This is a genomic window from Klebsiella sp. C239 (assembly GCF_048822715.1).
In the GTDB taxonomy this organism is placed as follows: domain Bacteria; phylum Pseudomonadota; class Gammaproteobacteria; order Enterobacterales; family Enterobacteriaceae; genus Klebsiella; species Klebsiella quasipneumoniae.
The window spans coordinates 407,833-432,098 of sequence record NZ_JBMEZK010000004.1; the positions used below are offsets into that span (position 1 = coordinate 407,833).

Genomic DNA, 24,266 nt, shown 5'->3' on the forward strand with positions numbered 1-24,266 from the left:
GCATCAATTTTAAGGATAAGAAGGTCGATAATTTTTATATTGGTGATCATCCATAACACATTTATAGTGTCAAATCGCATAGAAATCAGATTAATATCGCATTTAATTTCAATTTGATGCTGGTAAATACTTATAGATCGTCTTCACATCCACACCTATCACATCGGCTACCTGTTGCCTGGTAGCACCGTTCTCCAGCATCCTGCGGCATCTCTCCACAACCTCAGTGGTCATTACCCGGCGGCGGCCGCCGACTCTCCCCTGCTCCCTCGCAGCGGCTAAACCGGCGCGGGTACGCTCGACGATCAGCTCGCGCTCCATTTCCGCCAGGGCGCTCATGACGTGGAAGAAAAAACGTCCCGCAGGCGTCGAGGTGTCGATGCTGTCAGTAAGACTGCGGAAATTCACCCCACGCGCCTGCAGCTCAGACACGAGCGTAATCAAATCACGCACGCTGCGGCCAAGCCTGTCCAGCTTCCACACCACCAGCACATCACCCGGTCGCAGCCGCCGTAAGGCGCGCTTTAAACCTGGCCGCCGGGCATTCTTCCCGCTGGCCATATCCTCGAAAACCAGCTCACATTCTGCGCGGATCAGCGCGTTTTTCTGTAAATCGAGGTTTTGATCCCCTGTTGATACCCTCGCATAGCCAATCAGCATGTTATAACCCGTTGAAATAGCTGATTGTAAAAATCTCCGCGCTTTCGCTCAAACCCTCGTTTGGGCGAAGCCTCGTTTTGGAGCAAAAAAATGGCCGAACTTAACCCGCCACTGGGCACGACGACGCCTGAAATTTTCCTGGATAACGTTAAGCGCGCTGACGAGCTGGTTAACGGTCCGGCCGGAACGGTTAACGACCGCGCAGGTGAACCGCTCGATACCTGGCGCCAGATGATGGCTAAGAATGACGAAGTTCGGCAAAACATCATCCCGCTCAGTAAGCAGTATCAGACGCTGGCAGCGGCGCAGGCGGATATAGCGAATATTCCTGTGGGGTCGACCACGTATTACCGCAGCCCGGACGACAGCGCGCTCGCAATCGAGGTGATGAACGTTGGCGGGACTCTGACCGCAACCGGGCGAAAAATGCCTTCGTATGACCTGGTTGCGGCCATCAGCCAGGCGGTAACGGCGGAGGTCATGGCCCGAACAGGTCTGATATTCAGCAGCGATGACCAGACCATGCTCTCTTTATGCGATGAATGGGGATATGAAGCCGGGCGGATCACTGAGAATAGTTTCGAAACGAGAAAACTCAGACTGATCCAGTCAGAGACAGGGCCGCTACTGACGCTGGTTGATGATTTCGGTTATGCGGTGAATCTGTTTTCCGAAAGAGGCGCACTGGTTGCCGGAAATAATGAGTTGTCAGATTCAGAGTCGCTTATTTCCTTCCCTGATGAATTCGGGAACGAGCTGATTCTGGTTGATAAGCAGGGGCGGCTGTATGCCGGGGATAACATCATATTTGACGCGCCGGACTGGGCACGCTGTACCGTTGACCCCTTCGGGTATGTTATCGAAGGCGTGAAATTAAATGGTGATGTGGTCAGCAAGAATGGAGGCGGCGGTAGCGTCGAACCTGTGCCCTCTGTACTGGAGAGCAGCGCAGCAGCGCACTGGCTGTTTGGCTATGAGTCCACGTCGTATACAAGCCGTGTGGGGTATAAAACGCTGACACCGCAGGCCGCGCCGGAATTCAATAACAATTACATTTCGATCTCTGCCTGGGGCGGTGCACTAATGACCGATATCCCCGATGCCGGGGAATACACTGTCTGCGCGGTGGTCAGGGTACCTGAACAGGCTCCGTTAACCGACTGCGTGGTGATTTACGGCACACAGAACGGGTATTCACTTCGGGATGACGACGACACCTACACCGGCAATCAGCTGTCGATGTTTTCCGACAGGGATGATCGGCGATGGCTGCGTGTGAAAAATTCCGGTTACCGGGGAACGTCCCGGCATTATCCGACACTACAACCGCCTGTCGGCCAGTGGCTGTTCATTTCACATGTAGTGAAACTTGAGGGCAGCGGGCTGCGTTACCAGGCAATCAGCGTGGGTGGCGAAGAATATCAGATGCTGCGCGAGGCCGATGCAGATCGCCTGATTCTTTCCGGCCGCAACATCGCCATTGGCAACGGGTGGTGTGATAACGCCATGTTCAAAACCAAAAATCTCGACATCGCTGAATTCATCTACTTCGACCATTCGCTTTCTGCGCAACAGGTCCAGGCCGTTTATCACAATTCCCGCCAGCGTATGGCTGAGCGCGCACTTAACTTACAGTAAAGGAGTCTCCCTATGGGCACAGCAATTATGGCCGCTGGCACCGATGCATCAGCGTACGCAAATAATTATCTTCCGCCGGTCACTGGCCCGCTAGCCTGGGCCAATCTGGAAAGCGATCTGCTGCCGGCTGGTCGGCGCCTTAAAAACTTCGGTAGCCTCGGAGGTACCTTTGCGCTGTCCGGTATTGCTCAGCTGGTAGCAAAAGGTGTCGCAGCGGCAGCGGGTACGGAAAGCCGTCTGACCCTGGGCACCTTTACGCCGGATGCTTACACCTTCATCGTGCTGATCGACGTGGGCCCGGAAGCAGGGATACTGCGTCACCGCAATATTCGTATCAGCACGAATGCCAGCAAAAAGCTCCAGCGCGTCATGGATGCCGGTACCAGCGTTTCGGATATCACTGCGCCTGCAACGGGCGCGTTCGCCGTATTCCTGTATGGTGACAGCACCGGGCATGCATTTGGTATTGTGACGGCTTCAGGCATTCAGAAATCCACCTCCACGGCTGTGAACAGCGGGACGACTGCCACCTGGATGGGAGGGACCAATCAGGCAGGCCTGGCAGCAGCATGGGCAGGCTATGGCTCGGCTTTCTATGACCGCAAGCTCAGTGACAGTGAAATAGAACGGGTGGCAGAACGCCTTATTAAACGGGCGCGTTATCTGGGAGTAACGGTGAATGGCTGATTTGTCGATTTCGGTTATTTCAGACCAGGCATCTGAGAGCAATCAGGCGGGGTGGTGGCATCCCCTTGACAGCTTTCAGGGCGTGGAATGCTACGGGCTGTGTAAAGAGTACGGCACCGCAGGTTATCATCAGGTCGAAATCGTTCGCCGTGATGCCGATGGTACCCTCACGCGGGGAATGTGTAAGAACGTGGACGGGACAGTCGCTGAATTTAACAATGACGTGGGCCATAATCAGCCATCTGTGGTTGTGGACGGTGCGGGATATATCCACGTGTTTACGTCGATGCACGTTAATCTGCTGCGGTACTTTCGCAGCGCGCGGCCTGGCGACGTGTCGCAAATGGTGGATGCTAGCCTGGGCTTTCCGGATGTGGACTGGGTCTGGACGTACCCGATCACCGGCAGAGGTCCCGATGGTGATGTGTATTGCCTGATGCGGGTCGCCAGCCGGAGCACCACCGGGGAAAATAAACGCGGGGGTATCCTTTACCGCTTTGACATCGGCGCGCTGCGATGGACCCGTTATGCGCATGTGGCTGAAACAGCCAACCGCGCTATTTACCCGGATGATATAGCCATTAACGAGGATGGCGTCCATCTTCTGTTTCAGTGGTCGGCCTACCCGTCGTCTGCCGTCCGCCATGTCGGAGAATATGGCGTCATTGGTACTGATGGACTGATGAGAACAATAAATAACACGCCCCTGCCAATGCCGGTAACGCAGGGACAGCTGGCGTATAAGCCATTGCAGCCGGGTGAAAACCCGGCGATAAGTGACGGGCTGAAAATGGGGATTCAGTCTGCGAAATTTGCGTTTGATGGCGAGGGGTTGTCGCATATCACTTACCGTTTCAGAACCGTGGATGATCCTTCCGGGACCTGGTTCAGTAAGTTCGGGGTCTACATTGCGACATGGGCGGGGTCGGCATGGAGCGAACAGCAGATCGCGTATGTCCCGCCGGAGAGGGGGAACACTTCTGCAGCACTGGCGGCAACCGTTCAGGGGGGCAAGCGGAGGGTGTATTTTTCGGTGGAATACACGTCTTCCGGGAATACTGTCGCTGTCATTGTCCTGGCGGAAAATGCAGGTTCTGGATGGATCTACTCGGTACTCGGCAACAGCGCTCCCACACTTCTGCGCCTGGGGTCTGCGCCGGGCAATGGCGGTGATGTGCTTTACGTCTCAGCACCATTTGAGGCTAAGGTATATCGCTATTTTGTGCCAGAAGATTATTCCCCGGCTCAGCAATTCACGAGTTTTGATGTGCTGCTGTCGACTCTGGTGTAATTAAAAAATCCCCCGGAGGCACGCCGGGGGGAAAGGTGATAAATGACATTATTGCTGTGTGCGTCTTTGCGCACTGCATATCTTGTAAGAAAATTCCTGGTATTTCCAGTTTTTTCTAATTTTTAAGAATAAGATCATGCAGTTATGCCACGCTTTGAGTAATAAGCCTTTAACGCAGCATATACCTGATTGATCTCAGTTGTTGAGAGCATACGGCTATAAATCGCGGCCGCGTACAAATTACCCTGTGAGCTCTCTGCGGCGTTGTAATGCGATCCCAGGAGGATGTTACCTGACTTTCCATAAACGCCATTTGCTGGCAGAGGTGCCTGGGCATTTTTATTATTCGTCAGATCATAAAGGCTGGACGTTTTTGCTGTCTGACTGAATGCCGATGCTATGGCGCGGAGCCTGATATTATCAACACCCGACGATACCCCATACGACAGGTTCTGTCGGGTGATGAAACCATCAGTGGAATAACTCAGCGACAGCGTTGGGTTTCGCGTGGTGGAGCTCTGACGCATAAAGGATTGTGACGTGAAGCTCCCTCCATTTGTAATCGGCGAACCTGTAGTGGACCAAGTCGGGAAATTACCATCCGCGCCGGTTGGTTCTGCCACCGTAATAATGGTCATTTCATCAGTCAGTTTTATCCCGGTATTGATGAAATTCAGCAGGTTGGTCAGCAGGAAGCTTTGCCCGTTGGTGTTAAAGAGCGGACTCCCGTTCTTTGCAGGAGTCGGCTTGTTGGGGATCAGGTTGCGTGTCAGCGAGTCTTCGCTGTTAAAAAAATTGAAGTACTCCACGCCTGCAGTTACCGGAGGTAAATATCCGGTAGCCACCGCAGAAAAATCGACATCTTTCTGAATTGCCAGGCTCATTTATTCATCCTTAGTGAAGGTCATGGAAAAGGCAATAGACCAGTTTTCCATCGGATAGGGTTTGCCGATCAGCTCCGGAATGTTCTCTTCCGGCCACTGGGTGAACTGCGGGTCATATTCGTACACTTCATCCGGTACGTATTTATCAGAATCGGTTACCATGCCCTGCCCATACTGGGGGCGTGTTGCATAGGCCACCCTGACTTTCCCCTGCGGCTCTGTATCGCATGTCAGGCGAATAACCGTGTCGGCTGCAACAGCAACGCTGGTGATATTCAGTTCTGTCCCTATGCCGGACGGATCGGCATCAATCATATGCCAGGCGCGAAATCCGCAGTTAGTGACGGGGGTTCTGGTTCCGTTCCTGAATGGGCTGGTAAATTTTAATGGTGGATGATCGACGTAGTAACTCAAAAGAAAATCTGAACCTGCACAGATAATGCCCGTGGGAGCGAGTGGCTGGAATGGGCGCCGCTGATTCAGTACACGATCTTTTGCTTTGGCAAAATAACAACCCAGCCAGCGACTGCCGTTCGTCATCAGATGGCCACCTTTATCCGGCAACTGATAGTCCGGCCCAATGAGGAAACAGTTTGGTGTTTCCTGACAAAACTCCCATTGCGCCATTCCCACCCAAAGCTCGACAGCGTTCACTGGCTGCGTGGCCGGATTAGGACTGTAGGTGTATCCCGTCTGAGAAATAAACCAGGCCGGATTGTCTTTCTGGCCGGTGATCCCACGAATAGTATTATTGACTTTGTTGTAGAGTTGCCCCAGTTGCGATTTATATGTGGCTTTAGGCGTTCCGTCATCATAGTCGCGTTGCCCCTGAACGAAATCGACTCCGGTAACCGAATAGGTTTTCCCTTCGCTGTCAGCCAGGGCCTTTGCCTTCGTTACGCATTCAACGACACGATTAAAATATTTGGTATCGTCCATCAGGCTGGCAATTGACTGGCCGGACACGCCGACCGTGGAGGCGACAAACAGTCGACCAGGGTCAGCACTCAGACAGTGCGCCTCAAGGAAGTGTCGTCTGAATCCGTTCACCGCGCCAACGATCGGACTCTCCCCTTCATTAACCGCGCTTCGAGCCAGCGCGAGTTGCTCCGCATCGGACAGAATGGCGCTGCCAGAGACTGACTGTACAACTGCCCGCAGAGGTTGCCACGCATTTACGCCCAGGGGAACAAACGCATTGTTCGTCGTGCTCGCCGGACGAACAGACTGCCCCAGCATTAGCGAATCATATTTAGGCGTTTTGCTGACAACCGGCCAGCTCATATACCCCATACCAAGGCTCTGACACTCCATCAAAAAATGGTTATACGCCTCAGTCGGAAATTTCAGCCGTGTCAGTACGCGCCGCGAAACTTCCGCCGCGTAAGCTTTATTTTTCAAATCCAGAATGCTGACTTCGTCAACAGGTGAAGAACCGCCGCCGGAATCTCCCAACAGATAGCGTCCGAAATTATCCAGCACATCGATATAGAATCCCTCGGGGTCCTGAAACCGTAATCCGACATCATCGGTAAACAGGATTTTGATATTTCCCGCCAGAATATTGTCTGTCCCGAGGTAAGCAGCCCTGGATCCAAATCCCCCCTGATCATCCACTCCCCATGAAATCCAGCCAGCAGAGTCTTTCAGTGCCAGCCAGAACCCTGGTACATCTCCGGTAACAATCGAATCCAGCAACTGGCGCGAAAGTGCGTCCACGGCATCCTGAGAAGGCATCCGACGTCCGGTAGCCGTCAGAACCCCATTTATGTTTTTGTACTCATCCGCAAGGGCAGCGCTGTCCGTACCTCTAACCCATGTCACGGAGCCATCTGGTATCTTTCCTGCAGCTACTGCAGCCTGAGCATCAGAGAGGGTATTAAATGGGAGCCCGATAGCGGTAATGCTGTTCTGTGCATCAGTGACAGCAGCAAGCATCATCGTCACGATCTGGCGCCAGGTGTCCAGCGGTTGCCCGGCACGGTCGGGAACGGTGGCCGCTGGCCCGTTAACGAGTTCGTCCAGGCGAGTGGCGTTATCGAGCAGCACCGCGGGCGACGTGCTCCCAAGAGGCGGATCAAAGGCCATGTTTTTTGCTCCAAAACGGTGTTCGCTCAAACGAGGGTTTGAGCGAAAAGAGTTAATTAGGGGTTGTTATGAGGTATTAAGCGACGTCGCCGGGGTATGTGGCGTCGTCGTACTGGTAGAAAATTTCTTTATATTCAGGTGCAGTAATCTGACAGTTGCTGTCACCTGATGGGGCAACCTCCTGGACTATCCCATGCCGCGCACCCTTTTCACTGTCGCAGAACAATAACTTCGGCAGGTCAATATCTGGGTCGTCCATAATCCAGTCGTCGGGATGCAGGTCGTCGTTGTACGGTACCGTCAGCGTGAAATCATCTACCCGTTGCGGCGCGAGCATTCGCGATGATGGGCGACCGTCCTGAAACTGTATCCAGCAGCGAGGATTCGCGTAGCTCCAGTCCAGTGGCTCCGTGACGTGCAGCGTGATTTCCTGGAAGTCGTAAATCATCGCGTCAATCAGGCAACTTTGGGTTTTCCCGGTTGGAATGTCGTCGGACAAAATGATGTGATCACCGAAGTCATGACACCATCCCAGCATTGAAGTCGTAGCCGTATACGTTCGGCGTTGGTGGAGATATTTCATTAACCGACGCATCCCGATACGCCAGGCGCGATCTGCAGTCATGGCAACATCAATGGTATATGCCTCCGTTTTGCGCGGAAAAGGATTTTCCGGCGTACGGCACTGTACGGTTTCCTCCGCCCAGGTCACAGGGTTGATATATTTCACATCCACGCCATCAAAATCATCCTCAGACGGGACCCTGAATGACGTCTGCATTTCCTCGACGGTATCCTGGGGAGTAATGATTCCGGTCCAGCTTTTGACGCCCTCTCTCCCGACAGAAAGCAACCCGTCAGACAGCAGAAAATACCCCATGCCAGCCTCTGCAATTTTGTCGAAAATATCCTTTGCTGACGTGCTGTCACTGCTTGCCTGGTGATCAAAATATTCGCCCCTTGGCGTCCAGTAGGTCGCCTCCAGCGTACTGAGCGCCGCAATGTCGATCTGGTCGTCGCGATATCCCAGACTGCGGGCAAGATGCAGGAACGCACCGCTGATTGTCCTGTCACCACCGCCATCATAATTCCGCGTGGCGACAACACTCACACGCTTGTCTGACTGCGCCGCCAGCTGGCCGCCGGTTTCAACCGTGATCCCTATTGTTGATATCCCAGCGTAGGAGGTCGGACGGGAAAGCAAACGACCTCTGAGCGCCTGCCAGAACATGCTGTCTCTCGCGTTGTTGCTCCCCTGCTCGTTACGGCGGCGGCATCGAACCTCCACCAGCCCGGGAGAGGACAGTTCAAAACGCTCTGTAAAACCGAGGCCATTAATGTTTTTAAGCGCGTAAACCCCTGGCTTACTCGTCCACCCTGCTCCGGAACCATAAACGCGATACTGGATTTCATACTCGACATGGCGGACCCGCTTATTCCCGTTGTTCTGGAACCCGCAAATTCCGTTTGGGAAAGCAAAGTTGACCTCGAAGGCGTCCACAACTTCATTTTGCGGGCAGGCCAGAAAGGGGCCGAGCCAGGTTTCATTATCGTTAATACCAGACGCGGAAAAATCCACGACGGTACGGGTCATAAAGCCTGACCAGGTGCTGTCAACGACACCGTTAACCACACGCTGTACGGTCGCAGAGGGGCCATCAGTAGACGCTATCTGGTATTCGTTGCCACGGTGCGCCAGGGAAATCCGCTGAGAACCTTCCGGCAGTCCTGAAAAGGCGGTGCCAGAATCGTAAGCCAGCGTGACGCTGGCTGTTACCGCAGGGCTTCCGCCGCTGGAGGCTGTACCAGCTGTAAATACCGGGCTGTCGCCAAATACTGACGCAGGCAGGAATGATGATGTTATGGAACCGCCACGCCAGGGGCTGGAGATCTCGACGATACGTATCACGCCGCCATCATCCTGAGCAATGAGCCCCGAACCATTCAACCCGCCGTTAATCGCTGCGAGCAAGCCAGACATTGTGCCGTAGTTGGCGACCAGAGATATGGTATAGGTGATACCCTGCCAGGTCAGAGCAAAGGTCTGGCTGGTTGTCGTAAAGTCATACGTTGACGGCGACGCACTGGCGCGTAATACCGCAGTCGCTCCCCCTGCTCCCGGAACGGCGTCCTGGTGAGGGGTATACGTGGCGATCTGCAGATCATAGTCAGTACCGTTAAACGTTAGGGTGACAGGCATTCCGCTGAATGGCGCAATCTCTGACACGACGTCGCCTGTCAGCACGTTAAAGCCGCCCTCGATAGACACCTGATAATTCACTGGCGCTTTCAGGGTGACAATTGCACCGGCGATCCAGCCAGGAGGAAGTTTGTTCTCATCCTCATCTTCATCATTATCATCATCGACATCAAGGCCAGAAAACGAGACAGAGGCACCGCTGACGGTCATGGCATCAGCAACGATATCACTGGCTTCAGGGGCAGTCTGAGCCATATCGAGGCCGCTGCCGCTCGACGTTCCCCCAACTTCCGTTGAGTTGAACCATATCTCACTGCGACGATCCCCGGCCACATTATCGCCGGGCCCATAGCTGGTATATGAAAAGCCCTCGCCTAAGGTCAGCGCCGGAGTTTCTCCTACCCGAAAATCTCCACCGGTATAGGAGAAACGCCCATATCCAAGGCAGACAAACATTTCGACCGTCATTCTGGTTGGATCAGCGGGGTCGAATCGCGTTACCGGCTGCACCAGGTAATCCGGGTAAATCCGGTTTCGACCGAAAGCCTCCCTTACGGGATCGCCAAGCTTCGCTGTGTTGGCTTTAGCCGGATTCAGATCCAGCGATGAAGCGTTACTGGATGAAAAGCCGCCCAGCTCTGGTTTAGGGGCAAAGAATAATGCATAGGCCGTAGACGCAATGGATACGGCCACCGAAACCCACGCGGCAATTTCAAGACCCGTGCCATAAGGAATGGGATATATCCGCACGTCACTGTCTGGCCGCAACAAACATAACGGCCATTCCTCCGGGGGGACTGCCTGGCCGTTCAGCTCGATCACGACAGGATGAGTTTTATCCTGTGAATAGCTCGGGACATTTCTGCTCATCCACTTATGCAGCGTCAGCACACCATGCTCGTGCGTTTCAAGGGGTTCACCCGGTAGCCGGGACGGGTAAAACTTTATCGTCATTGCCAGAACTCCACGCGGTTAAAGCGACGGATAAATCGCGACAGTGGCAGAAACGTAACCCCCGAGCCTGGATTACATTCCGCGACCTGCAGCTGGTTATCGAGTATCACAACGATCCCGACATGGGAAACTGTTGAGCCCGAATAGCAAGCCACTCCGGCACCTTCACAGGGGTCACAACGTTTCAGCGAAAGCATCAGCTTTCTCGCTTCCCGATCGAGGCCCCCGCCGTCTTTGGTCACACCTGCAAAATCCGGCCATTCTGGTAGCCCCAGGTCGCGACGTATCTCATTTACAATGCCGAAGCAGTCGAGCTGCGGATATACGCGCCCGCCCTTCTGCCATTTAACAGAACGGTATTTATCAGGTGTAAACATATTTGCCTCAGATTAGTAACGTAAGCCCGGGTGCTCGGCGAGGTTGTAACGTTTACGGGGCCAGGCCGTTTTGAGGACATTCATATAGCCTGCCGTGACCTGAACCGCTGTTGGGGTCCAGGAGCCGGATTTGATATCGAGCGTATACGGTGATGATGCCGGAGCAGACAGATCGGATGAAATGTACCGCCGGAATGTCAGCGTGGCTGATTTCATTTCATCCAGGATTTTATCGATCGCCTCAGAAACCCGTCCGTCAATATTGCTGATAGCAAACTTTAAATCCTGTGTCCCGTCGGCGTTCCTGGCTGGTAAGGCGATATCTATCGCGCTGGCTTCAAACGTCGCCGGCTGACCATTTTCCAGCGTCACTGAAACGTCATCCCAGCCACTGATTAGCCAGTAGTTATCATCGCCTGCTGATATCTGCAGCGTATCGTGAATAACCTCCGATCCGCTGCTGGCATATAGTCGCTCAAGAATTGTCATGCTTCGGCCACTCTCTGTTTAGCGCAATATCCAGTAACGACTGGCCCGCAAGCCATTCCGGATAATTCCCCCAGCCAGAAGGCGGTAACGGGCGTTCCCATAATTCCAGCGTTGCGCTGTACTGCCAGTATTTTGGCGCGACCAGCGTCGGCCCTTCGTAAATATCCACGAACCTGGCTTTATAGGGCTTTACCCCGACTGGAGTCTGGAGTTTCAGATAGAACCAGGACTGGCCATCTTTAAGCGCATCCCTGAAAAACGCCTCAAACACCTGCGCCAGAGCATCAGTTTTAAAAATCCATTTAACTGATGCCTGGGTGGGTGTTGAGGTATATCGCCTTCGTTGTTGAGCACGACCGGACTTCATCTCCGTTCTCAGTAAAGGTGATATGGGCTTAAACCCGTACCCGTCCATAAGCGGCATGGGCAGGTATTCATCCGGGTAGAAAATATCTGCCATGAATATTCCCTCCGGGCAGGTCTATCTTGGTTTTTTAGATTGGAGATTTGAATAAATAGCCCGACCGAATTTCTTCTGGGGGTTATTTACTTCGGCGGTTAAGGTGTTAACTATCCGCTGTTCCAGAGCGTCATTCCTTCGCTCAATAGCCTGCATCGTTATGTCATCCGGTTTACCGGTGAACGTACTTCTGGCATCTACGCTGACAGCAATTCGTGGCTGTGCCTGGATCTGGTTAGCAGCGTTCTGTACCGCCGGCGATTCCCGCCCAACAGCTTTGACCCCCAGCGAACCATCAGCGCCACGGGTAAGGGGCATGATGGCTTCCGGCCCGGCCTCGCCGAATACACCTGCCCCTTTCGCAAACGCAAAATATTGGGGAGTGCTGTAAACACCATTGCTGTAGGCAGAAAGTGACGGAGAATCGTAAACGCCTCCGAGAGCGTTGAATGAAAAATTAGCTCCCGCGCTTTGAATAGCGGTACCACTACTTGCCGCACCGCTGGCACCGCCAAAAAGACTACCGAACAACCCACCCGCTCCGCCGCCAAATGACGCCATAATTGCTTTGGTGATTAACGCCTGTGTTGCCATCTGGATCAGCGTCTTAATCACCGTTTCGCCCAGGGAAGAGAAAATATTAGACATCCCATCTTTAAAAGAAGCAGCGCCTGTCAGGACGTTTGTCAGGTTGTTGGAGATAGAGTTTGTGGTGGCATCCAGAATCTCGCTGGTTGCAGTGGCAGCCATTGAACTCAGATCAGAAGCCTGATCGGCATAGTTCATCAGGGAATCGCTGATTCCCGCGCGCCAGTCTGACTGCTGTTCATCGGTTTTTTTGTAATACTCCTCCTGAATATCCAGGCGTTCGGCAAGCGCCGTTTTAAGCGCTTCCGTTTGCTTTTTATACAGGTCTTCGGAAATCTGCCCACGACTGAAATCACGCTGTAAGTCACGCTGCTGCCTGAGAAAATCAGCGCGAATATCCGCCATTTGCTTCATTCGGTCACGGGCTTTATCCCCCTGTCCCGCACCGAGGAAATCGATATTCCCCCTTTCCCGGGCGGCAGCATTACTGTCGGCCAGACCTTCGCGGAATGTTTTTAACTGTTCAGCGATATTTTTCTGATCAATAAGCGCCGCATTGTGCAGCAACGTTTCCTTTTTGGATTTTTCAAGCGAAGATAATTCCCCCTGAGTAACCTGATATTTCATCTTTGCCAGCTCAGTGTTTTGGCTGGAAAGAGCAATTTGCTCCCGTTGCTGTTTAATCAGCCGGGTATAGGTATCTTCGGTTTTCTCCGCCTCGGTTTTCCCATGCCTTCCTTTTGGCTTGGGTTTATTTTCCTGGTTGTTTCTCCATTCATTCAGGCCGTTATTAATCAACTCCTGCCGTCCGGTCTGAAACTGTGGGTCGTTAGTTAACCCCAGGTCATCCGCAGCATAACCCAGTCGTGCGCGCTCCTTGTCCTCACCTTTGAGTTTTGAAAGCGCCAGATCACGACGGCTTTTTTCAAGTGCAGCCGTTTGCTGGGTTGTCAGGTCTACCTGTGGTAAGCGTACTGGTGCGTTTACCAGCCCCTGCCGGGCCATGAGAAGATTATTTCCGAGACCCAGCAAACGGTTAAATTCAGTATGCTCACCGTTCATCATTAATAACGATTGATATGCTGAATTCTGTTCTGCAGCCTGCTGCCGGATTAATGCTATTCGCCTGTTCTCTATCCCTTCCAGTACCGACTGGATCGACTCAGACTTAGCCTGCATCTGAGCTAACCTCTCCTGTTCAACGGCCAGAGCGGAAGTCGCTTCTTCCAGACCACGGGTGACCGTTTCGACCGAAGTCAGGTGGTTTATCATGAAACCGCCACTGGTTGTTGGTCCGGGGTTAGACAGGACATACTGATAGCCCGCGATCTCTTCCTTCAGGCTTTTTACTTTAGATGCCTGGGCATCAACAAGACGGTTTTGCTCCTCCAGCGCCTGACGGGTTTTGGTCTCATTATCAGAAACTTCGGGCAGGGACATTGATTTTGTCTTTTCACGGACAGCATCAATGGTGTTTGCATATTCCTGAGCGGATAATCTGGCCTGCTCCTGATTCTGGTACATCGTGTACCAGGCACCGGCACCAAGCAAAACCAGCCCAGGAATACCGCCAACGAGGCCTAATGCTCCCCCCATGAGCCGGGAACCTACAGCAGTAACCGAGTTCAGTGCAGTCTGAGCGGATACTCTGGCCTGAATATTACGGTTAAGTGACTCCTGCGCCAGTGAGAGCCGTTTTTCTGCGGCGGCCTGCGCGTCTGTACCCCGCGCCGCTGTCAGTGCCTGCTGGGCACGATAAACTGCAGCACGCGCACGAGCTGTCGAAACCTGCGTCCCTCTGACCTGGGCTTCAGCTAAAGCTACTTCACTTTTTGCGGCGTTAATAATCCCAGCCGTTGCAGAGCTGGCACCAAGAGCCATATTTCCCAAATATCGGGCAGCACCAACGGCAACAAGCGCTCCGGCAGCAGTGGCGACCTGATCAATATTGTTGGCTACGCCATCAAGTAATCCGGTCAGGGTATTTGTCGCGCCACTCGCTTCATTAGCTCCACCGACCCATTGCATAAAAGCGTTTTCAACTTTTGTTGCCGACGATGAAACAGTCTGCGGCAATTCACCATATTCATTCCGTAGCTTACCAAGCTGGCTGATGAGGGCTGGCACTACTTTATCAATGGTTAACTGCCCCTGATCCGCCATAGATTTAAGGTCTTTACGCGCAACCCCCATCCCTGCCGCAAGCGCCCGTATAACCCTGTCGCCGCTCTCGTTGACGGCATTGAATTCTTCGCCTCTCAGCACGCCCTGGGCCAGAGCCTGGCTAAACTGAGTGATGACCGAACTGGACTCCTGAGCATTCGCGCCAGAAAGTTTTAAACCAGTAGAAATAGCCTCAGTAATATCCAGCACCTGGCTGGAGCTGTAACCATATTCCCGCATTGAGGCTGCTGAACGGGAAAATAAATTAGCGTTGTCAGAAAAAGATGTACCCGTTTTCTGACTGATATCCATCAGCTGTTTTTGAGAGCTGGTAAAATCATCAGTTGATTGAGATGCCTGTTTTAGGCGGGCGTTTACTGAATTCCATTCATCAGCCAGGGATATTAAATGCCCCGTAGCAAAAGCACCAGCAAATGCCCCGGTTAATCCCAGTGCGGTAGCCTTTGCTGACTCCATCTGGTCAGTTAGCTCAGCAACAGAACGGCGAGTTTCCCGAACTGAAGCCGCAGCCTGCCTGCCGCCATTCTGCATTGTCTTATAATAATCAGCCCCCATACGTGACGCGCGGGCTATCTCGGTCTGGAATGACTGAGAGTTAGCAGAAACTTTAATGATAAGTTCACGCAGGGTTGCCATTTCATTTCCTCAGAAACAAAAAAACCCACATTGTGGGGCTTTTTTACGATTTCAATATTATTAAATTAAACCAGCTTTTTTCCTTGCTTCATCCAGATAATCTTTTTCTGGTTCCTCTTTTTTATGAGCAAGTGCATTCAGAAGATCAATTTGAGCACTTTGCTTTTCCGAGATTTCTTTAAGCATAGCGATCTGATCATTAGCTCTTACGCTTCCTCTGTTCAGGAAATACCAGATAACAAGATCAATAAGGCGAGCAAAAACAAATAATAATATCCAGCCAGTAGTAGTCATTTAAAGCACTCCGTGTGTCAAAAAAAAACAACATAACACCTGTTATGAGTGGCATCCACACGAATTATTACTGGCTATGCTGACGCAGCCAGCAGCGCCGCTTCCAGCCCTGCAAAGGGATCGCCGCCGTCGTTTACCTCAATCTCTTCTGTGCTCCACTGAAGCTGAGCATCTTCAATGGTGACTTTAACGCCTTGCGCTCCGTAAACCGCAGATACCAGCTGAGCATTGAGGATATCGCCGCGAATATCGCCGATTGGGCTGATACGGTCGTATTCAGCCCACATCCTGAATTCGCCGACCGTCATGGTTTGTCGCAGTTCGCCCAGCGTGCGGCCCATCCGGAGCGCCAGCGCCATCAGGAACTGCATGCCAGGCATTTTTACTTTGCTTTAGCATCATCCGCGTCACGAATAAGATCAAGTGCCTGCTTCAACAGCCGGGAATGCACTGGGCCATAGATCGTTTCAACCTGTTCGGTGTCATCGACAGTAAAGACGGGCTGCAGGTCGGTATCCAGCAAAATATCGATGAAAAGCGTGACGTCGGCCCGCATCGTGCGGAAGGCTCGTTCTGAAGGGGTCAGTTCTGGCGCCTCTGGTGCTTCCTGCCCTTCCGGTGCTTTGGGTTGTTCCGGGCTGGCGATCCCCTGCCAGCGAATCCAGGCTTCTGCTGATGGCTCACGAATGATGACTTTGGCGTTATCCCACTCCGGAACGGAGACTTCTTTTTTACGAAAGCCCGCCATCGGTGCCAGTGCCAGTGCTTTAAGACTCGGTTTTGACATTAAGTTTATCGCCGGTCTCCCGGCGCTCCGTTAATTGATGGTGACGGTGCAATCAGAAGAAGTGATCACAGTGCCATCGGCATCAGTAACCACGCAGGAATAAACCCCGGCATCACCGGATACAGCGCTGGCTTTCGTAAACGTTGCGCTGGTCTGGCCGCTGACCGTCGAGGTGCCCTTTTTCCAGGCGTAGGTATAAGGTGCCGTACCGCCCTGGACGACCACGCCCATAGTCAGAGCGCTTCCTGCCGCGACCGTTTGGGACGCCGGAAGGTCAGTAGCAAACGACAGAACTCCTGGGGCGTCAATATTGGTGGGTTTACCTTTCAGACGCAGCGAGAACGTTGCAGCAACAACACCGTTGGTTTGAGAATCCCAGGTGTGCTGACGTACCTCAGCGCGCATCAGGAATCCATTACCAGACGGGAAAATAACCTTAAATCCATAAACCCCGTCGTTATCGTATGCTGCACGAAGTGCATCCTGCGCCGGGTTGCGGTAGAAGTTACCGGAAAGTGACATTTCAGACGGGGCAGGAAGGCCGTTGATATTTTCCGTTTCATCCGAACACAGCGCTGTCACGTCAATATCGTTTTTCTGACCAGCGGTAAAGCTGGCCTGTTTGATAGTGCAACTCAGGTTTAACCAGGTTGCCGTATCCAGCTCTGCCGCGGTGACCGGCACAGAGGTAATCATTACTACCGTTTTTTGGGCACGTTCAAATAGTGCTGACATCGCAGCCTCCATAAATGAAAAAACCGCCAGCGGCGGTAGGATTGGATTGGTTTTTGTCAGGCAATAACCGTTATTTCGAGGGTTGCCCGATGAAGATGGGTTGTCGTGTCGTAGCCAGGAATTTTGGTCACCTCGACAGGGGAAAGAACCTGCAGGCGTGCCAGGGCATCCAGGCGTAACGCCCGGGCTTCATCATTCGTTTCAGCCCATACATCAACCTGAATGCGCAGTGTCGACTCTGCCTGGCCGCAGAAAACATCCCCGGCAACATCAGTCGGTATCGAGAAAATGACATAGGGGGTGGAAACTGCAGGAAGTCCGTCGCTGCCTAGCGGCACTACATACGGATAAACCCGCCCGTCTGCCAGCGGCGACAGCAGGCCATAGAGATCATCTTCTGTCATTTAGCCAGCACCTCATCGATAGCCTGATTCATCCGCTGCATCGCCACCTGCGCAGCCTCTTCCATGCGGGTATCAAAGGCAGGACGAACAAACGGATGTGCTGGCGCCGTAGATGTTCCCAGCTCCACAAAGCGCCAGTAAAACGCATTCCGCTTGTTGCTGGCCTTCATGGTGTTGTCGCTGTTCCCCGTTCGTGGGTTAACGCCACGAATATGCACCCCCGATGAAATTTCACCGCGACGGTGGCTTTTCTGGGTGACAACAACAACGTTTTTCTTCAGTTTGCCGGTTTTCTCCGGAGCGCGATCAATCACCTCCTGGCGGAGCAATTCGGCGCCAGCACGGGTCGAATCCCGGAGAACTTTATTATTTTCGGCCTTGCTGAGCGTTTGCAGATCGCGTGTGATATCCTGCAGCCCGGAAAAATCCAGATTCACATCAATCATTTTTCTGTCCCCTGTTTGCAGAGAATTTCCAGCCGGGTACCTTTGCTATCTGGCACCGGAGGCCCGGTGACATTCAATGTCACCCCTTTGTAGGGGCCATTCAGGACAAGAAGCCGCGATGATGCCGAAATATCTTTGCGATATCGAACCCAGACACGAATGGTAGCATCCGCCCTTTCTGCTCCTGCTGTCAGGCTCTCTCGCCCACTGATTCCCTTAACCTCTGCCCAGATAGTGGCGCCGTCAGACCACTCTTCTGTTGGCTGACCACTCGGTGTTCGTGTAGTAATAAAATTACGGATGGTGATCCGATGCCGCATTGGTCCAATTTTCATCATCCCCTCCGGCTAAACACCCATTTGAATTCGCCAGGGATTCAGCAACCAGCGTGCGGGCCCTGGAATATCAGTACTCAGATCATCCCCGCGGTTTTCATACAACCAGCCCACGATAAGAAGAACCGCGCTCTGAATGGAGGGCGTGATGATAAGCGGACGATCGCCAGCGCTTTCATTCTCAACAGCACTATCCAGAGCAGCCTGGTCGGCGAAAAAGCGTCGGTTGAGAAACTGCATGGCAGCATCCTCCGCAGCGGCAAGATACCCCTCCACCATCGTTTTATCGATTTCATCATCCAGCCTGAGATGTTCCATGGCTGTTTCAGTGTTGATTACCGTCATAACCATTACCCTTTGGTTTCGGGGGCGCGGTTCATTTTGTTATCAGGGACTTCACCAACTATGGTCACCAGCCCGTTACCTTTGAGCTCGGCAGCACGTAAGCGAGAGACATGAAACGGATCATCAGCTGGCGTCCTGAAAATGTCGCCATCCATAAAACGCCGGACAGGCTGAACCTGAATAGTCCCGGACTCTGTGGTTTCTGGCGCCGCATTTATACCGTCGGATACAGACGGTTCAGCCACATTTTTTCTGGCCATCACTATCTCCTCAGAAAGAGAGGGCCGCTAAGCGGCCCTGAATTGTCAGCCGCCAGAAGCGGTTACAGTACCGGTGACAAATGCTTCCGGGCGATAAACCGCTAACGCCAGACGCTCTTCCGCACGAATGGTGACCATGTTTTTAATAAAGTCATCTTCGTTCTCAGTGGAGAGCAGCACTTCGATATCCATGCGGTCGAAGATTTGCGCAGCCATGTTGAAGGCACCAGTCAGGAAGTTGTTCTGCGCCATGGCCTGTGTTTCAACAACAGGGAGACCCCAGATACGAGGAACACCACCATTGACAGGCTGCGCGATGATATAGCGACCTTCGTTATCTTTGGTCAGCTCGATGCCTGCCCAGTCAATCGGGTTCAGGACAAAACCAGACGCCGGATATTCCGCAAGAACGGCCTGCAGAACAGCCAGGCGAAGACGGTCGATCGGCGTTGCATTGGACAGGGTTAAGGCTGGTGCAAATTCTGTTGCCTGCGGCAGAATACCGAGGATATTCGCACCGGTGCCATCGCCGCTCAGCAGTTGCTGCTCTTCTTTGAAACGAAGGCCATACTGAGCGCGGCCATTGATATAGCTGGCCAGACCGGGCGCATCGTCCAGGATCTGACGGGACGCTTTAAAGTAATGCGCTATAGTACGAACCGGCGCACTTTTCAGATCAAACCGAATGTCAGATTTTGGTTTCAGGGCACCTTCCGCCACAGCTGCAGCATTATTGGTAAACCCCGTTTCCTGAACGAATTCAATACCGTTAGATGCGGTAGTGCCGGGGATAAGCAGATTACGGATGGTCAGAGTACGTTCCGGCGGGGCGATAATGCCCTGAACACGATCGGAGACCACCAGGCTGTTGGTTGGGCTCACGCCTGTGCCCGTAGTGGCCGGCACGTTCATAATATCTTTCTGTTCCAGTTTGACGCGGATGCTCTTACGGGCCGAACTGTCCATACCTTTGAACTCTTCACTTTCGACCACCAGCTCACCGAGCGATTTTCGCTGTACAGGTGCATCGTTCGGGCGGCGTGCGCCTTTTTGCTCCAGCTCAGTGAGACGTTCTTTCAGCTCGTTCATCTGATTAAGGCTTTCGTCCGTTCGTTGTTTCAGTTCCAGCGAAACGGTTTCTCCTGCCTCCATTTTTTTCTTCACGTCTTCGCCAAAGTTTTTGACCTGATCAATCACCATGGTGAGCTGAGTAGAGATTTCGCCAATACTTTGTGGCTGATCATCAGCCGATTTTTTCTGGTACATATAAATCCCTTAGAGAATTTTTGGGAGAGAAAACTGGCTCAGTTGCTGGCGCATCGCCGCAATAGCCGCTTTGGTTTCGCCGTCTTCGCCCCCGGACTCACTCCGGTCAAGCAGATAGGACAGTCCGCGGGAGGCGACCGCAGCGGACTGACTTTTCGAGAAACCTGCCTCTCGCAGGAACTTCTCAAATTCAGGTAAGGAAGGAAGATCACCGTGTGACAATTTCGACTTAATGACGTCGATGCGGGCATCGTCGTTGGCTGGTACGGTAACGATGGAGATTTCAACCAGGTCGAGCTTCGTTAATGTGCGGATCCGGGTTTTCTCATCGTAATTCGATTCCCGAACGTAATAGCCAATGGAAAGGCCCGTAATGGCACGGGTTTTCATGCCTCTCCATGCAGTTTTGGCGTAGGCGGCGTCGTCCAGCCACAAAGCGCCTTCACCAAAAAGCCCATGCTTATCTTCTTTCAGGGTTGAGATATCCCAGTTCCCGATGGGTTCACCGGTGCGATGCTGCCAGAGAACAGGGAACGTCCTCCCCTTAGCCCGCGTTTCCTCGATGCTTTCGAGGAATGCGCCCGGCGCCACGACTTCGTTGTAGCTATCCACCACATCGAAGACAGAACCGTATCCAGAAAAAAGGCCGTCATCGTTGACAGCCTTAATATCGAAGTCGAATGCCTTTACTTTCATGGCTGCGTTTTTCCGGTACATTCCGGCGTCTCCTCTGATTTAATGCCAAGCCATTCCCGCAGTGCGTTTTTGGCTGATTCACTGTCGCCGGACTTGCCAAGCTGATCTATCGGCAGCAGGTTGGATTGAACGGTTAGTTGGTCAGCGCCAGGTTTTGGCTGAAGGTTTTCTTTTTGCCGTGCTTCATTGCGGGTCATCAGACCGTTCTGGGTCATCGTTGAGTAAAAAGCTGCACGGGCGGCGCTGTCAGCACGTAAGAGACCTTCGATGGAAAACTCTGCGAAGTACTTATTTCTTTCTCCCGGAGCCAGGAGACTTTTACGAATCGCCTGCTCAATACGGGTCAGCCATGGACGAAGTGAAAACGTTAAAAAGCCAATCAGCATCTGTTCGACGCCACTTCCCCACATCGTCTGCCCCTGGGCGGTATGTCCAATCAACCCCGGCCATACTCTGAACCACCGACAAATCTCTTCGATATTGAAGGCTCTGGACTGCAGCATCTGGGCGTCTTCCGGGTTGAGGTCAACAGGCTGAAACTTCATTCCCGCTTCAAGAACCATCATTTTCCCGGTATTCATGGATCCAGAAAATTGTTCAACCATGCTTTCACGTACTTCATTGCGCTGCTCTTTTTTCAGGATCTGATCCATTGAGAGAACGCCGCTGGGCCGCATACCGTTTTTAAAAACTTTGGCGCTGGCTTCATCTGTTGCCATTGCCAGACCAAGTGTCTGTCGGGCATAACTGACTGGTGACAGGCCCATGACACCATTGGTGCTGAACGCACGGATGTGCATGATGTCCCGTTCATCAATGTTTCGGGATGTACCTGAAGGCCAGTCACGGTAGGTATAAATTGGATCTCCGCTCTTGCTTAAATCAACCTTCATCCTTTCTGGCCTGAGAGGCACCAGCGAGGTAATGCGCTTTCCGGTTCGATCGATTTCTGCATAAGCATTCCCCCACAAAAGCAGGCTGGCCATGATCATTTCCCAGAACTCCACTGCAGTCATATCAGCATTGGGTTGATTATGGAGGAGCTCATAAAGCGGGTGATCATTTGCATTCTGGCGACCGTCAGCCGTTTTTTCGTAAAAACCAACAGGCAACGTCGCGATGGTTTCGGATAACAGCCTTACACATGACCACACTGCCGATAACTGCAGGGCTTTATCAACCGTAACGGATTTCCCTGCTGCGGACTGCCCACCAGCATAAGCAGCCCAGAATTCACCGTCGGTAAGGGAGATGGGTACGCCGAGCCACCGGCGAACGGCGCTTTTTATCCGGCCTGGCTTCTTCTCTTTATTCATGGTGACTCACACAATGATGGGATTACTGAAAAAGTCGTCGATATCGCCAGAATCATCCTCATAGCCTTCGGAGGCACCGATTGCCATAGCGCCCGCTACAATGCCGTCGATACGCCCGGTACTTTTTTTCTTGGCAAAAATTCGGTTTTCTTTCTGATCAGCCTCCGTCACTGCTGAAGCCGCATTCCAGCGAAGACAAGGGTTCGTCCTGATGATAATGACGCTGTCATCAAGCAACTCTTCAAACAATTCGATGGAGTGAGGCATCCACAGCCCGGAATCTTTCGCTTTGTAATACCCTTGCCCATGAGGGATTAAGGGAACAGAAACAGATGCTTCCTCAAGCTCCGGCTCAAGATATTTAATGCGATACTGGTCGAAGGCGATGGCCTTGATATCGAACTTCTCCGTCAGATCGGCAATACGCTGGGCAACAAAGCCGTATTTCACCGCTTTGCCTGGCGTAGTGTGGATGTGACCATCGCGCTCCCAGGCGTCATAAGGCACCCGGTCCGTTTTAGCCCGTTCGAGCAAGGTATCTTTGGGTGTCCAGAACTCCACCAGCAACTTGCGTTGTTTTGGAAAAAACAGCGCCAGGGCAGTCAAATCACGGGATCCGGACAAGTCCAGGCCACCGTAGCATTCCTCACCCTCCAGCTCATCTGGATCAAAGTTTTCCTCACATCCCATCCAGACATCACTGCTCATCCACGGGTTAGCCGCGTCAACCCACTGACAGAAGTTGAGACGCCTGACAATACTCTCTTTCGAAGGCATCCCCCGGGCCTGAGTCACCTGCTCACGAAGATAGCTTTCTTCAAACGTGTGACCCAACGAGGGGTTAGCCTTTTTCCAGCAGGACTCATCCTTGAAAGGATCGTCACCTTCATCCAGTGAACAAATAAAGGCGAAAAAACTGTCATCTTCTATCGAACCGGCAGATACCTTTCTACCGTATTCGTGATAGTCATAGCAGACGCTGGTTTTATCGTGTCCACTGTTGGTAATCATAAAAATGAGTGCCTGCCGGCGACCTTTAGTGCCGGCGCGCATCATTTCAACAACCTGATTGCTTTTATGCTCGTGAACTTCATCAATAAGAGCGCAATGTGGTCGTGGACCCGACTGTCCGTCGTCTGAACTAATTGGGCGAAAGAATGAACCAGCCTGAAGAAAAGCCAGGTTCCACTCTTTTCCGGCGCCGCCAGATTTCTGTATGCGTGCGGAAAGAGCCGGAGACTGATCGACCATCGCCACCGCATCACGAAAGAGGACCATTGCCTGGTCTTTTTTCGTTGCAGCAGCATAAACTTCAGCACGAGGTTCTTTATCTGCAGTAAGACAGTAAAGACCTATCCCGGCAGAAAGGGGGGATTTGCCAGATCCTTTTCCTGATTCCACGTAAACCATTCGGAACCGGCGAAAACCTCTGGCATTTTTCCAGCCAAAAATCGAACCGACGATGAAACACTGCCATGGAAGCAGAACAAAAGGCGCACCTTCAAAATCGCCCCCGTTAAGCTTGAGGACTTTCGCAAAATAATCAATGGAGCGCTGTGCTGCCTCAACATCCCAATGGAGCCCTCGTGCATGGCAAGATTCAAGATCCCTGAGGTGTCTCTGGCAGGCATTTCGAATGTCAGGACCGGCCAGTTCTTTTCCAGAGGTTACATCCTTTGCATACTGCGTTGCCGGATCAACCGAAGAACTTGTCGAGCGTGTCTTCTTCGGGGGGTTCGCCATTCACTTTCACCTTCGTCCTTGCCGCTGGTGTCAGACCGAATTCAACCAGGTAACTTTTAAAACGACGGTCAGCATCAGCCAGCATTGAAACTGCCGGGTTGGCCTTTATCAGAAAACCACCCTCGGTCTGGACGGTATAAGTTCTGCCCTCTACAGCGATGGTGTCGCGCAGTTGCAGGATATCGGCATAAATATCGCAAAGCCTTTCAAGAGCCAAAGTATCTGCAACGGTGAGAACACCCATACCATCGAGAAGCACAGTCAGCCGACCCCATGCCACCTTACCCCAGTCGGTAAGATGAGCTGGGGGGCCTGGAATTTCTTTAGCTGGCGTGGGTTCTTTATCGTTGAGTTTTCGTTTGCCCGGGTTGCCGGTAACCACTTTGAGGTGGGTCGGTTTCGGGCGTCGTCCTGCCATCGGAACCTCCCGGAAAAAAACTTTTCATTTCGCGGTTGTGCACAAAAAGGACTGGCGGCGGTCATTTGGGTTCGAGGTTCTGAAC

25 protein-coding genes are annotated in these 24,266 nt (G+C 52.6%); 3 read left to right on the forward strand and 22 right to left on the reverse strand.

Annotated elements, in window-relative coordinates:
* Positions 1-108: 108 nt before the first annotated feature.
* On the reverse strand, positions 109-660 hold the full coding sequence (locus ACOI6Z_RS14220) for a recombinase family protein (RefSeq protein ID WP_072421971.1): 552 nt from the start codon (positions 658-660) through the stop codon (positions 109-111).
* A 90-nt stretch (positions 661-750) separates the two neighbouring features.
* On the opposite strand from ACOI6Z_RS14220, the gene ACOI6Z_RS14225 reads away from it, so the two are divergent.
* The 3 genes from ACOI6Z_RS14225 to ACOI6Z_RS14235 are packed head-to-tail and all read left to right on the forward strand — an operon-like array spanning position 751 to position 4,276.
* On the forward strand, positions 751-2,298 hold the full coding sequence (locus ACOI6Z_RS14225; protein WP_408875597.1) for a hypothetical protein: 1,548 nt from the start codon (positions 751-753) through the stop codon (positions 2,296-2,298).
* Positions 2,299-2,310: 12 nt separating this feature from the next.
* Positions 2,311-2,985, forward strand: coding sequence for a hypothetical protein (locus ACOI6Z_RS14230; RefSeq protein WP_177335626.1), 675 nt, complete (start codon positions 2,311-2,313; stop codon positions 2,983-2,985).
* Positions 2,978-4,276, forward strand: a complete 1,299-nt coding sequence (locus ACOI6Z_RS14235; RefSeq protein WP_259523011.1) for a BNR repeat-containing protein — start codon at positions 2,978-2,980, stop codon at positions 4,274-4,276. The genes ACOI6Z_RS14230 and ACOI6Z_RS14235 overlap by 8 nt, the downstream gene beginning before the upstream one ends.
* Positions 4,277-4,410: 134 nt before the next feature.
* Here the strand turns inward: ACOI6Z_RS14235 and ACOI6Z_RS14240 are convergent, their stop codons facing one another.
* The 21 genes from ACOI6Z_RS14240 to ACOI6Z_RS14340 form a co-directional block, all read right to left on the reverse strand.
* Entirely contained in the window at positions 4,411-5,160 is a 750-nt protein-coding gene (locus ACOI6Z_RS14240; RefSeq protein ID WP_177335624.1) for a hypothetical protein, read from the reverse strand.
* A complete protein-coding gene (locus ACOI6Z_RS14245) occupies positions 5,161-7,248 on the reverse strand; it encodes a hypothetical protein (RefSeq protein WP_420687420.1) in 2,088 nt (695 codons plus the stop codon). It abuts the gene before it with no gap.
* A 76-nt stretch (positions 7,249-7,324) separates the two neighbouring features.
* Entirely contained in the window at positions 7,325-10,402 is a 3,078-nt protein-coding gene (locus ACOI6Z_RS14250) for a host specificity factor TipJ family phage tail protein (RefSeq protein WP_420687421.1), read from the reverse strand.
* Positions 10,399-10,779 carry a nitrite transporter gene (locus ACOI6Z_RS14255; RefSeq protein WP_115675243.1) on the reverse strand — a complete coding sequence of 127 codons (381 nt, stop codon included), beginning with the start codon at positions 10,777-10,779 and terminating at the stop codon, positions 10,399-10,401. The genes ACOI6Z_RS14250 and ACOI6Z_RS14255 overlap by 4 nt, the downstream gene beginning before the upstream one ends.
* 12 nt (positions 10,780-10,791) lie before the next feature.
* Positions 10,792-11,268 carry a DUF1833 family protein gene (locus ACOI6Z_RS14260; protein WP_115675242.1) on the reverse strand — a complete coding sequence of 159 codons (477 nt, stop codon included), beginning with the start codon at positions 11,266-11,268 and terminating at the stop codon, positions 10,792-10,794.
* The gene (locus ACOI6Z_RS14265; protein ID WP_151385340.1) at positions 11,255-11,728 is read right to left on the reverse strand and encodes a hypothetical protein; all 474 of its coding nucleotides are present in this window, start codon (positions 11,726-11,728) and stop codon (positions 11,255-11,257) included. The genes ACOI6Z_RS14260 and ACOI6Z_RS14265 overlap by 14 nt, the downstream gene beginning before the upstream one ends.
* A gap of 21 nt (positions 11,729-11,749) precedes the next feature.
* Positions 11,750-15,136, reverse strand: a complete 3,387-nt coding sequence (locus tag ACOI6Z_RS14270) for a phage tail tape measure protein (RefSeq protein WP_151369965.1) — start codon at positions 15,134-15,136, stop codon at positions 11,750-11,752.
* A gap of 60 nt (positions 15,137-15,196) precedes the next feature.
* Positions 15,197-15,430, reverse strand: a complete 234-nt coding sequence (locus ACOI6Z_RS14275) for a YebO family protein (protein WP_420687422.1) — start codon at positions 15,428-15,430, stop codon at positions 15,197-15,199.
* Positions 15,431-15,504: 74 nt separating this feature from the next.
* The gene (locus ACOI6Z_RS14280; RefSeq protein WP_032409576.1) at positions 15,505-15,801 is read right to left on the reverse strand and encodes a phage tail assembly protein T; all 297 of its coding nucleotides are present in this window, start codon (positions 15,799-15,801) and stop codon (positions 15,505-15,507) included.
* Positions 15,802-15,812: 11 nt separating this feature from the next.
* Entirely contained in the window at positions 15,813-16,217 is a 405-nt protein-coding gene (locus ACOI6Z_RS14285; RefSeq protein ID WP_064147544.1) for a phage tail assembly chaperone, read from the reverse strand.
* Between the two features lie 30 nt (positions 16,218-16,247).
* A complete protein-coding gene (locus ACOI6Z_RS14290) occupies positions 16,248-16,952 on the reverse strand; it encodes an immunoglobulin domain-containing protein (RefSeq protein ID WP_071557531.1) in 705 nt (234 codons plus the stop codon).
* Positions 16,953-17,008: 56 nt separating this feature from the next.
* Complete coding sequence (locus ACOI6Z_RS14295) at positions 17,009-17,356, reverse strand: DUF3168 domain-containing protein (protein WP_065800435.1); 348 nt, start codon at positions 17,354-17,356, stop codon at positions 17,009-17,011.
* On the reverse strand, positions 17,353-17,802 hold the full coding sequence (locus ACOI6Z_RS14300) for an HK97-gp10 family putative phage morphogenesis protein (RefSeq protein ID WP_049152716.1): 450 nt from the start codon (positions 17,800-17,802) through the stop codon (positions 17,353-17,355). Before ACOI6Z_RS14300 ends, ACOI6Z_RS14295 begins: the two co-directional genes overlap by 4 nt.
* Positions 17,799-18,137, reverse strand: a complete 339-nt coding sequence (locus ACOI6Z_RS14305) for a phage head closure protein (protein ID WP_046623861.1) — start codon at positions 18,135-18,137, stop codon at positions 17,799-17,801. Before ACOI6Z_RS14305 ends, ACOI6Z_RS14300 begins: the two co-directional genes overlap by 4 nt.
* 12 nt (positions 18,138-18,149) lie before the next feature.
* The gene (locus ACOI6Z_RS14310) at positions 18,150-18,482 is read right to left on the reverse strand and encodes a head-tail connector protein (RefSeq protein WP_047667483.1); all 333 of its coding nucleotides are present in this window, start codon (positions 18,480-18,482) and stop codon (positions 18,150-18,152) included.
* A 5-nt stretch (positions 18,483-18,487) separates the two neighbouring features.
* Entirely contained in the window at positions 18,488-18,742 is a 255-nt protein-coding gene (locus ACOI6Z_RS14315) for a hypothetical protein (protein ID WP_420687423.1), read from the reverse strand.
* Between the two features lie 45 nt (positions 18,743-18,787).
* Positions 18,788-20,008: a phage major capsid protein gene (locus ACOI6Z_RS14320; RefSeq protein WP_151385342.1), complete on the reverse strand. Its 1,221-nt coding sequence runs from the start codon at positions 20,006-20,008 to the stop codon at positions 18,788-18,790.
* Between the two features lie 9 nt (positions 20,009-20,017).
* Entirely contained in the window at positions 20,018-20,725 is a 708-nt protein-coding gene (locus tag ACOI6Z_RS14325) for an HK97 family phage prohead protease (RefSeq protein WP_025713387.1), read from the reverse strand.
* On the reverse strand, positions 20,701-22,020 hold the full coding sequence (locus ACOI6Z_RS14330) for a phage portal protein (protein ID WP_032423087.1): 1,320 nt from the start codon (positions 22,018-22,020) through the stop codon (positions 20,701-20,703). The genes ACOI6Z_RS14325 and ACOI6Z_RS14330 overlap by 25 nt, the downstream gene beginning before the upstream one ends.
* Before the next feature lie 6 nt (positions 22,021-22,026).
* On the reverse strand, positions 22,027-23,763 hold the full coding sequence (locus tag ACOI6Z_RS14335; RefSeq protein ID WP_101993539.1) for a terminase large subunit: 1,737 nt from the start codon (positions 23,761-23,763) through the stop codon (positions 22,027-22,029).
* Entirely contained in the window at positions 23,717-24,181 is a 465-nt protein-coding gene (locus ACOI6Z_RS14340; RefSeq protein WP_101993540.1) for a phage terminase small subunit P27 family, read from the reverse strand. The genes ACOI6Z_RS14335 and ACOI6Z_RS14340 overlap by 47 nt, the downstream gene beginning before the upstream one ends.
* Between the last annotated feature and the right edge of the window lie 85 nt (positions 24,182-24,266).

Coding starts and splice junctions, on each gene's coding strand:
- ACOI6Z_RS14330 (WP_032423087.1), bottom strand. CDS start 22,020: ATGAATAAAGAGAAGAAGCCAGGCCGGATAAAAAGCGCCGTTCGCCGG.
- ACOI6Z_RS14245 (WP_420687420.1), bottom strand. CDS start 7,248: ATGGCCTTTGATCCGCCTCTTGGGAGCACGTCGCCCGCGGTGCTGCTC.
- ACOI6Z_RS14275 (WP_420687422.1), bottom strand. CDS start 15,430: ATGACTACTACTGGCTGGATATTATTATTTGTTTTTGCTCGCCTTATT.
- ACOI6Z_RS14315 (WP_420687423.1), bottom strand. CDS start 18,742: ATGGCCAGAAAAAATGTGGCTGAACCGTCTGTATCCGACGGTATAAAT.
- ACOI6Z_RS14305 (WP_046623861.1), bottom strand. CDS start 18,137: ATGAAAATTGGACCAATGCGGCATCGGATCACCATCCGTAATTTTATT.
- ACOI6Z_RS14300 (WP_049152716.1), bottom strand. CDS start 17,802: ATGATTGATGTGAATCTGGATTTTTCCGGGCTGCAGGATATCACACGC.
- ACOI6Z_RS14240 (WP_177335624.1), bottom strand. CDS start 5,160: ATGAGCCTGGCAATTCAGAAAGATGTCGATTTTTCTGCGGTGGCTACC.
- ACOI6Z_RS14285 (WP_064147544.1), bottom strand. CDS start 16,217: ATGTCAAAACCGAGTCTTAAAGCACTGGCACTGGCACCGATGGCGGGC.
- ACOI6Z_RS14250 (WP_420687421.1), bottom strand. CDS start 10,402: ATGACGATAAAGTTTTACCCGTCCCGGCTACCGGGTGAACCCCTTGAA.
- ACOI6Z_RS14260 (WP_115675242.1), bottom strand. CDS start 11,268: ATGACAATTCTTGAGCGACTATATGCCAGCAGCGGATCGGAGGTTATT.
- ACOI6Z_RS14255 (WP_115675243.1), bottom strand. CDS start 10,779: ATGTTTACACCTGATAAATACCGTTCTGTTAAATGGCAGAAGGGCGGG.
- ACOI6Z_RS14270 (WP_151369965.1), bottom strand. CDS start 15,136: ATGGCAACCCTGCGTGAACTTATCATTAAAGTTTCTGCTAACTCTCAG.
- ACOI6Z_RS14335 (WP_101993539.1), bottom strand. CDS start 23,763: ATGGCGAACCCCCCGAAGAAGACACGCTCGACAAGTTCTTCGGTTGAT.
- ACOI6Z_RS14340 (WP_101993540.1), bottom strand. CDS start 24,181: ATGGCAGGACGACGCCCGAAACCGACCCACCTCAAAGTGGTTACCGGC.
- ACOI6Z_RS14235 (WP_259523011.1), top strand. CDS start 2,978: ATGGCTGATTTGTCGATTTCGGTTATTTCAGACCAGGCATCTGAGAGC.
- ACOI6Z_RS14225 (WP_408875597.1), top strand. CDS start 751: ATGGCCGAACTTAACCCGCCACTGGGCACGACGACGCCTGAAATTTTC.
- ACOI6Z_RS14325 (WP_025713387.1), bottom strand. CDS start 20,725: ATGTACCGGAAAAACGCAGCCATGAAAGTAAAGGCATTCGACTTCGAT.
- ACOI6Z_RS14320 (WP_151385342.1), bottom strand. CDS start 20,008: ATGTACCAGAAAAAATCGGCTGATGATCAGCCACAAAGTATTGGCGAA.
- ACOI6Z_RS14310 (WP_047667483.1), bottom strand. CDS start 18,482: ATGACGGTAATCAACACTGAAACAGCCATGGAACATCTCAGGCTGGAT.
- ACOI6Z_RS14230 (WP_177335626.1), top strand. CDS start 2,311: ATGGGCACAGCAATTATGGCCGCTGGCACCGATGCATCAGCGTACGCA.
- ACOI6Z_RS14280 (WP_032409576.1), bottom strand. CDS start 15,801: ATGCAGTTCCTGATGGCGCTGGCGCTCCGGATGGGCCGCACGCTGGGC.
- ACOI6Z_RS14265 (WP_151385340.1), bottom strand. CDS start 11,728: ATGGCAGATATTTTCTACCCGGATGAATACCTGCCCATGCCGCTTATG.
- ACOI6Z_RS14290 (WP_071557531.1), bottom strand. CDS start 16,952: ATGTCAGCACTATTTGAACGTGCCCAAAAAACGGTAGTAATGATTACC.
- ACOI6Z_RS14295 (WP_065800435.1), bottom strand. CDS start 17,356: ATGACAGAAGATGATCTCTATGGCCTGCTGTCGCCGCTGGCAGACGGG.
- ACOI6Z_RS14220 (WP_072421971.1), bottom strand. CDS start 660: ATGCTGATTGGCTATGCGAGGGTATCAACAGGGGATCAAAACCTCGAT.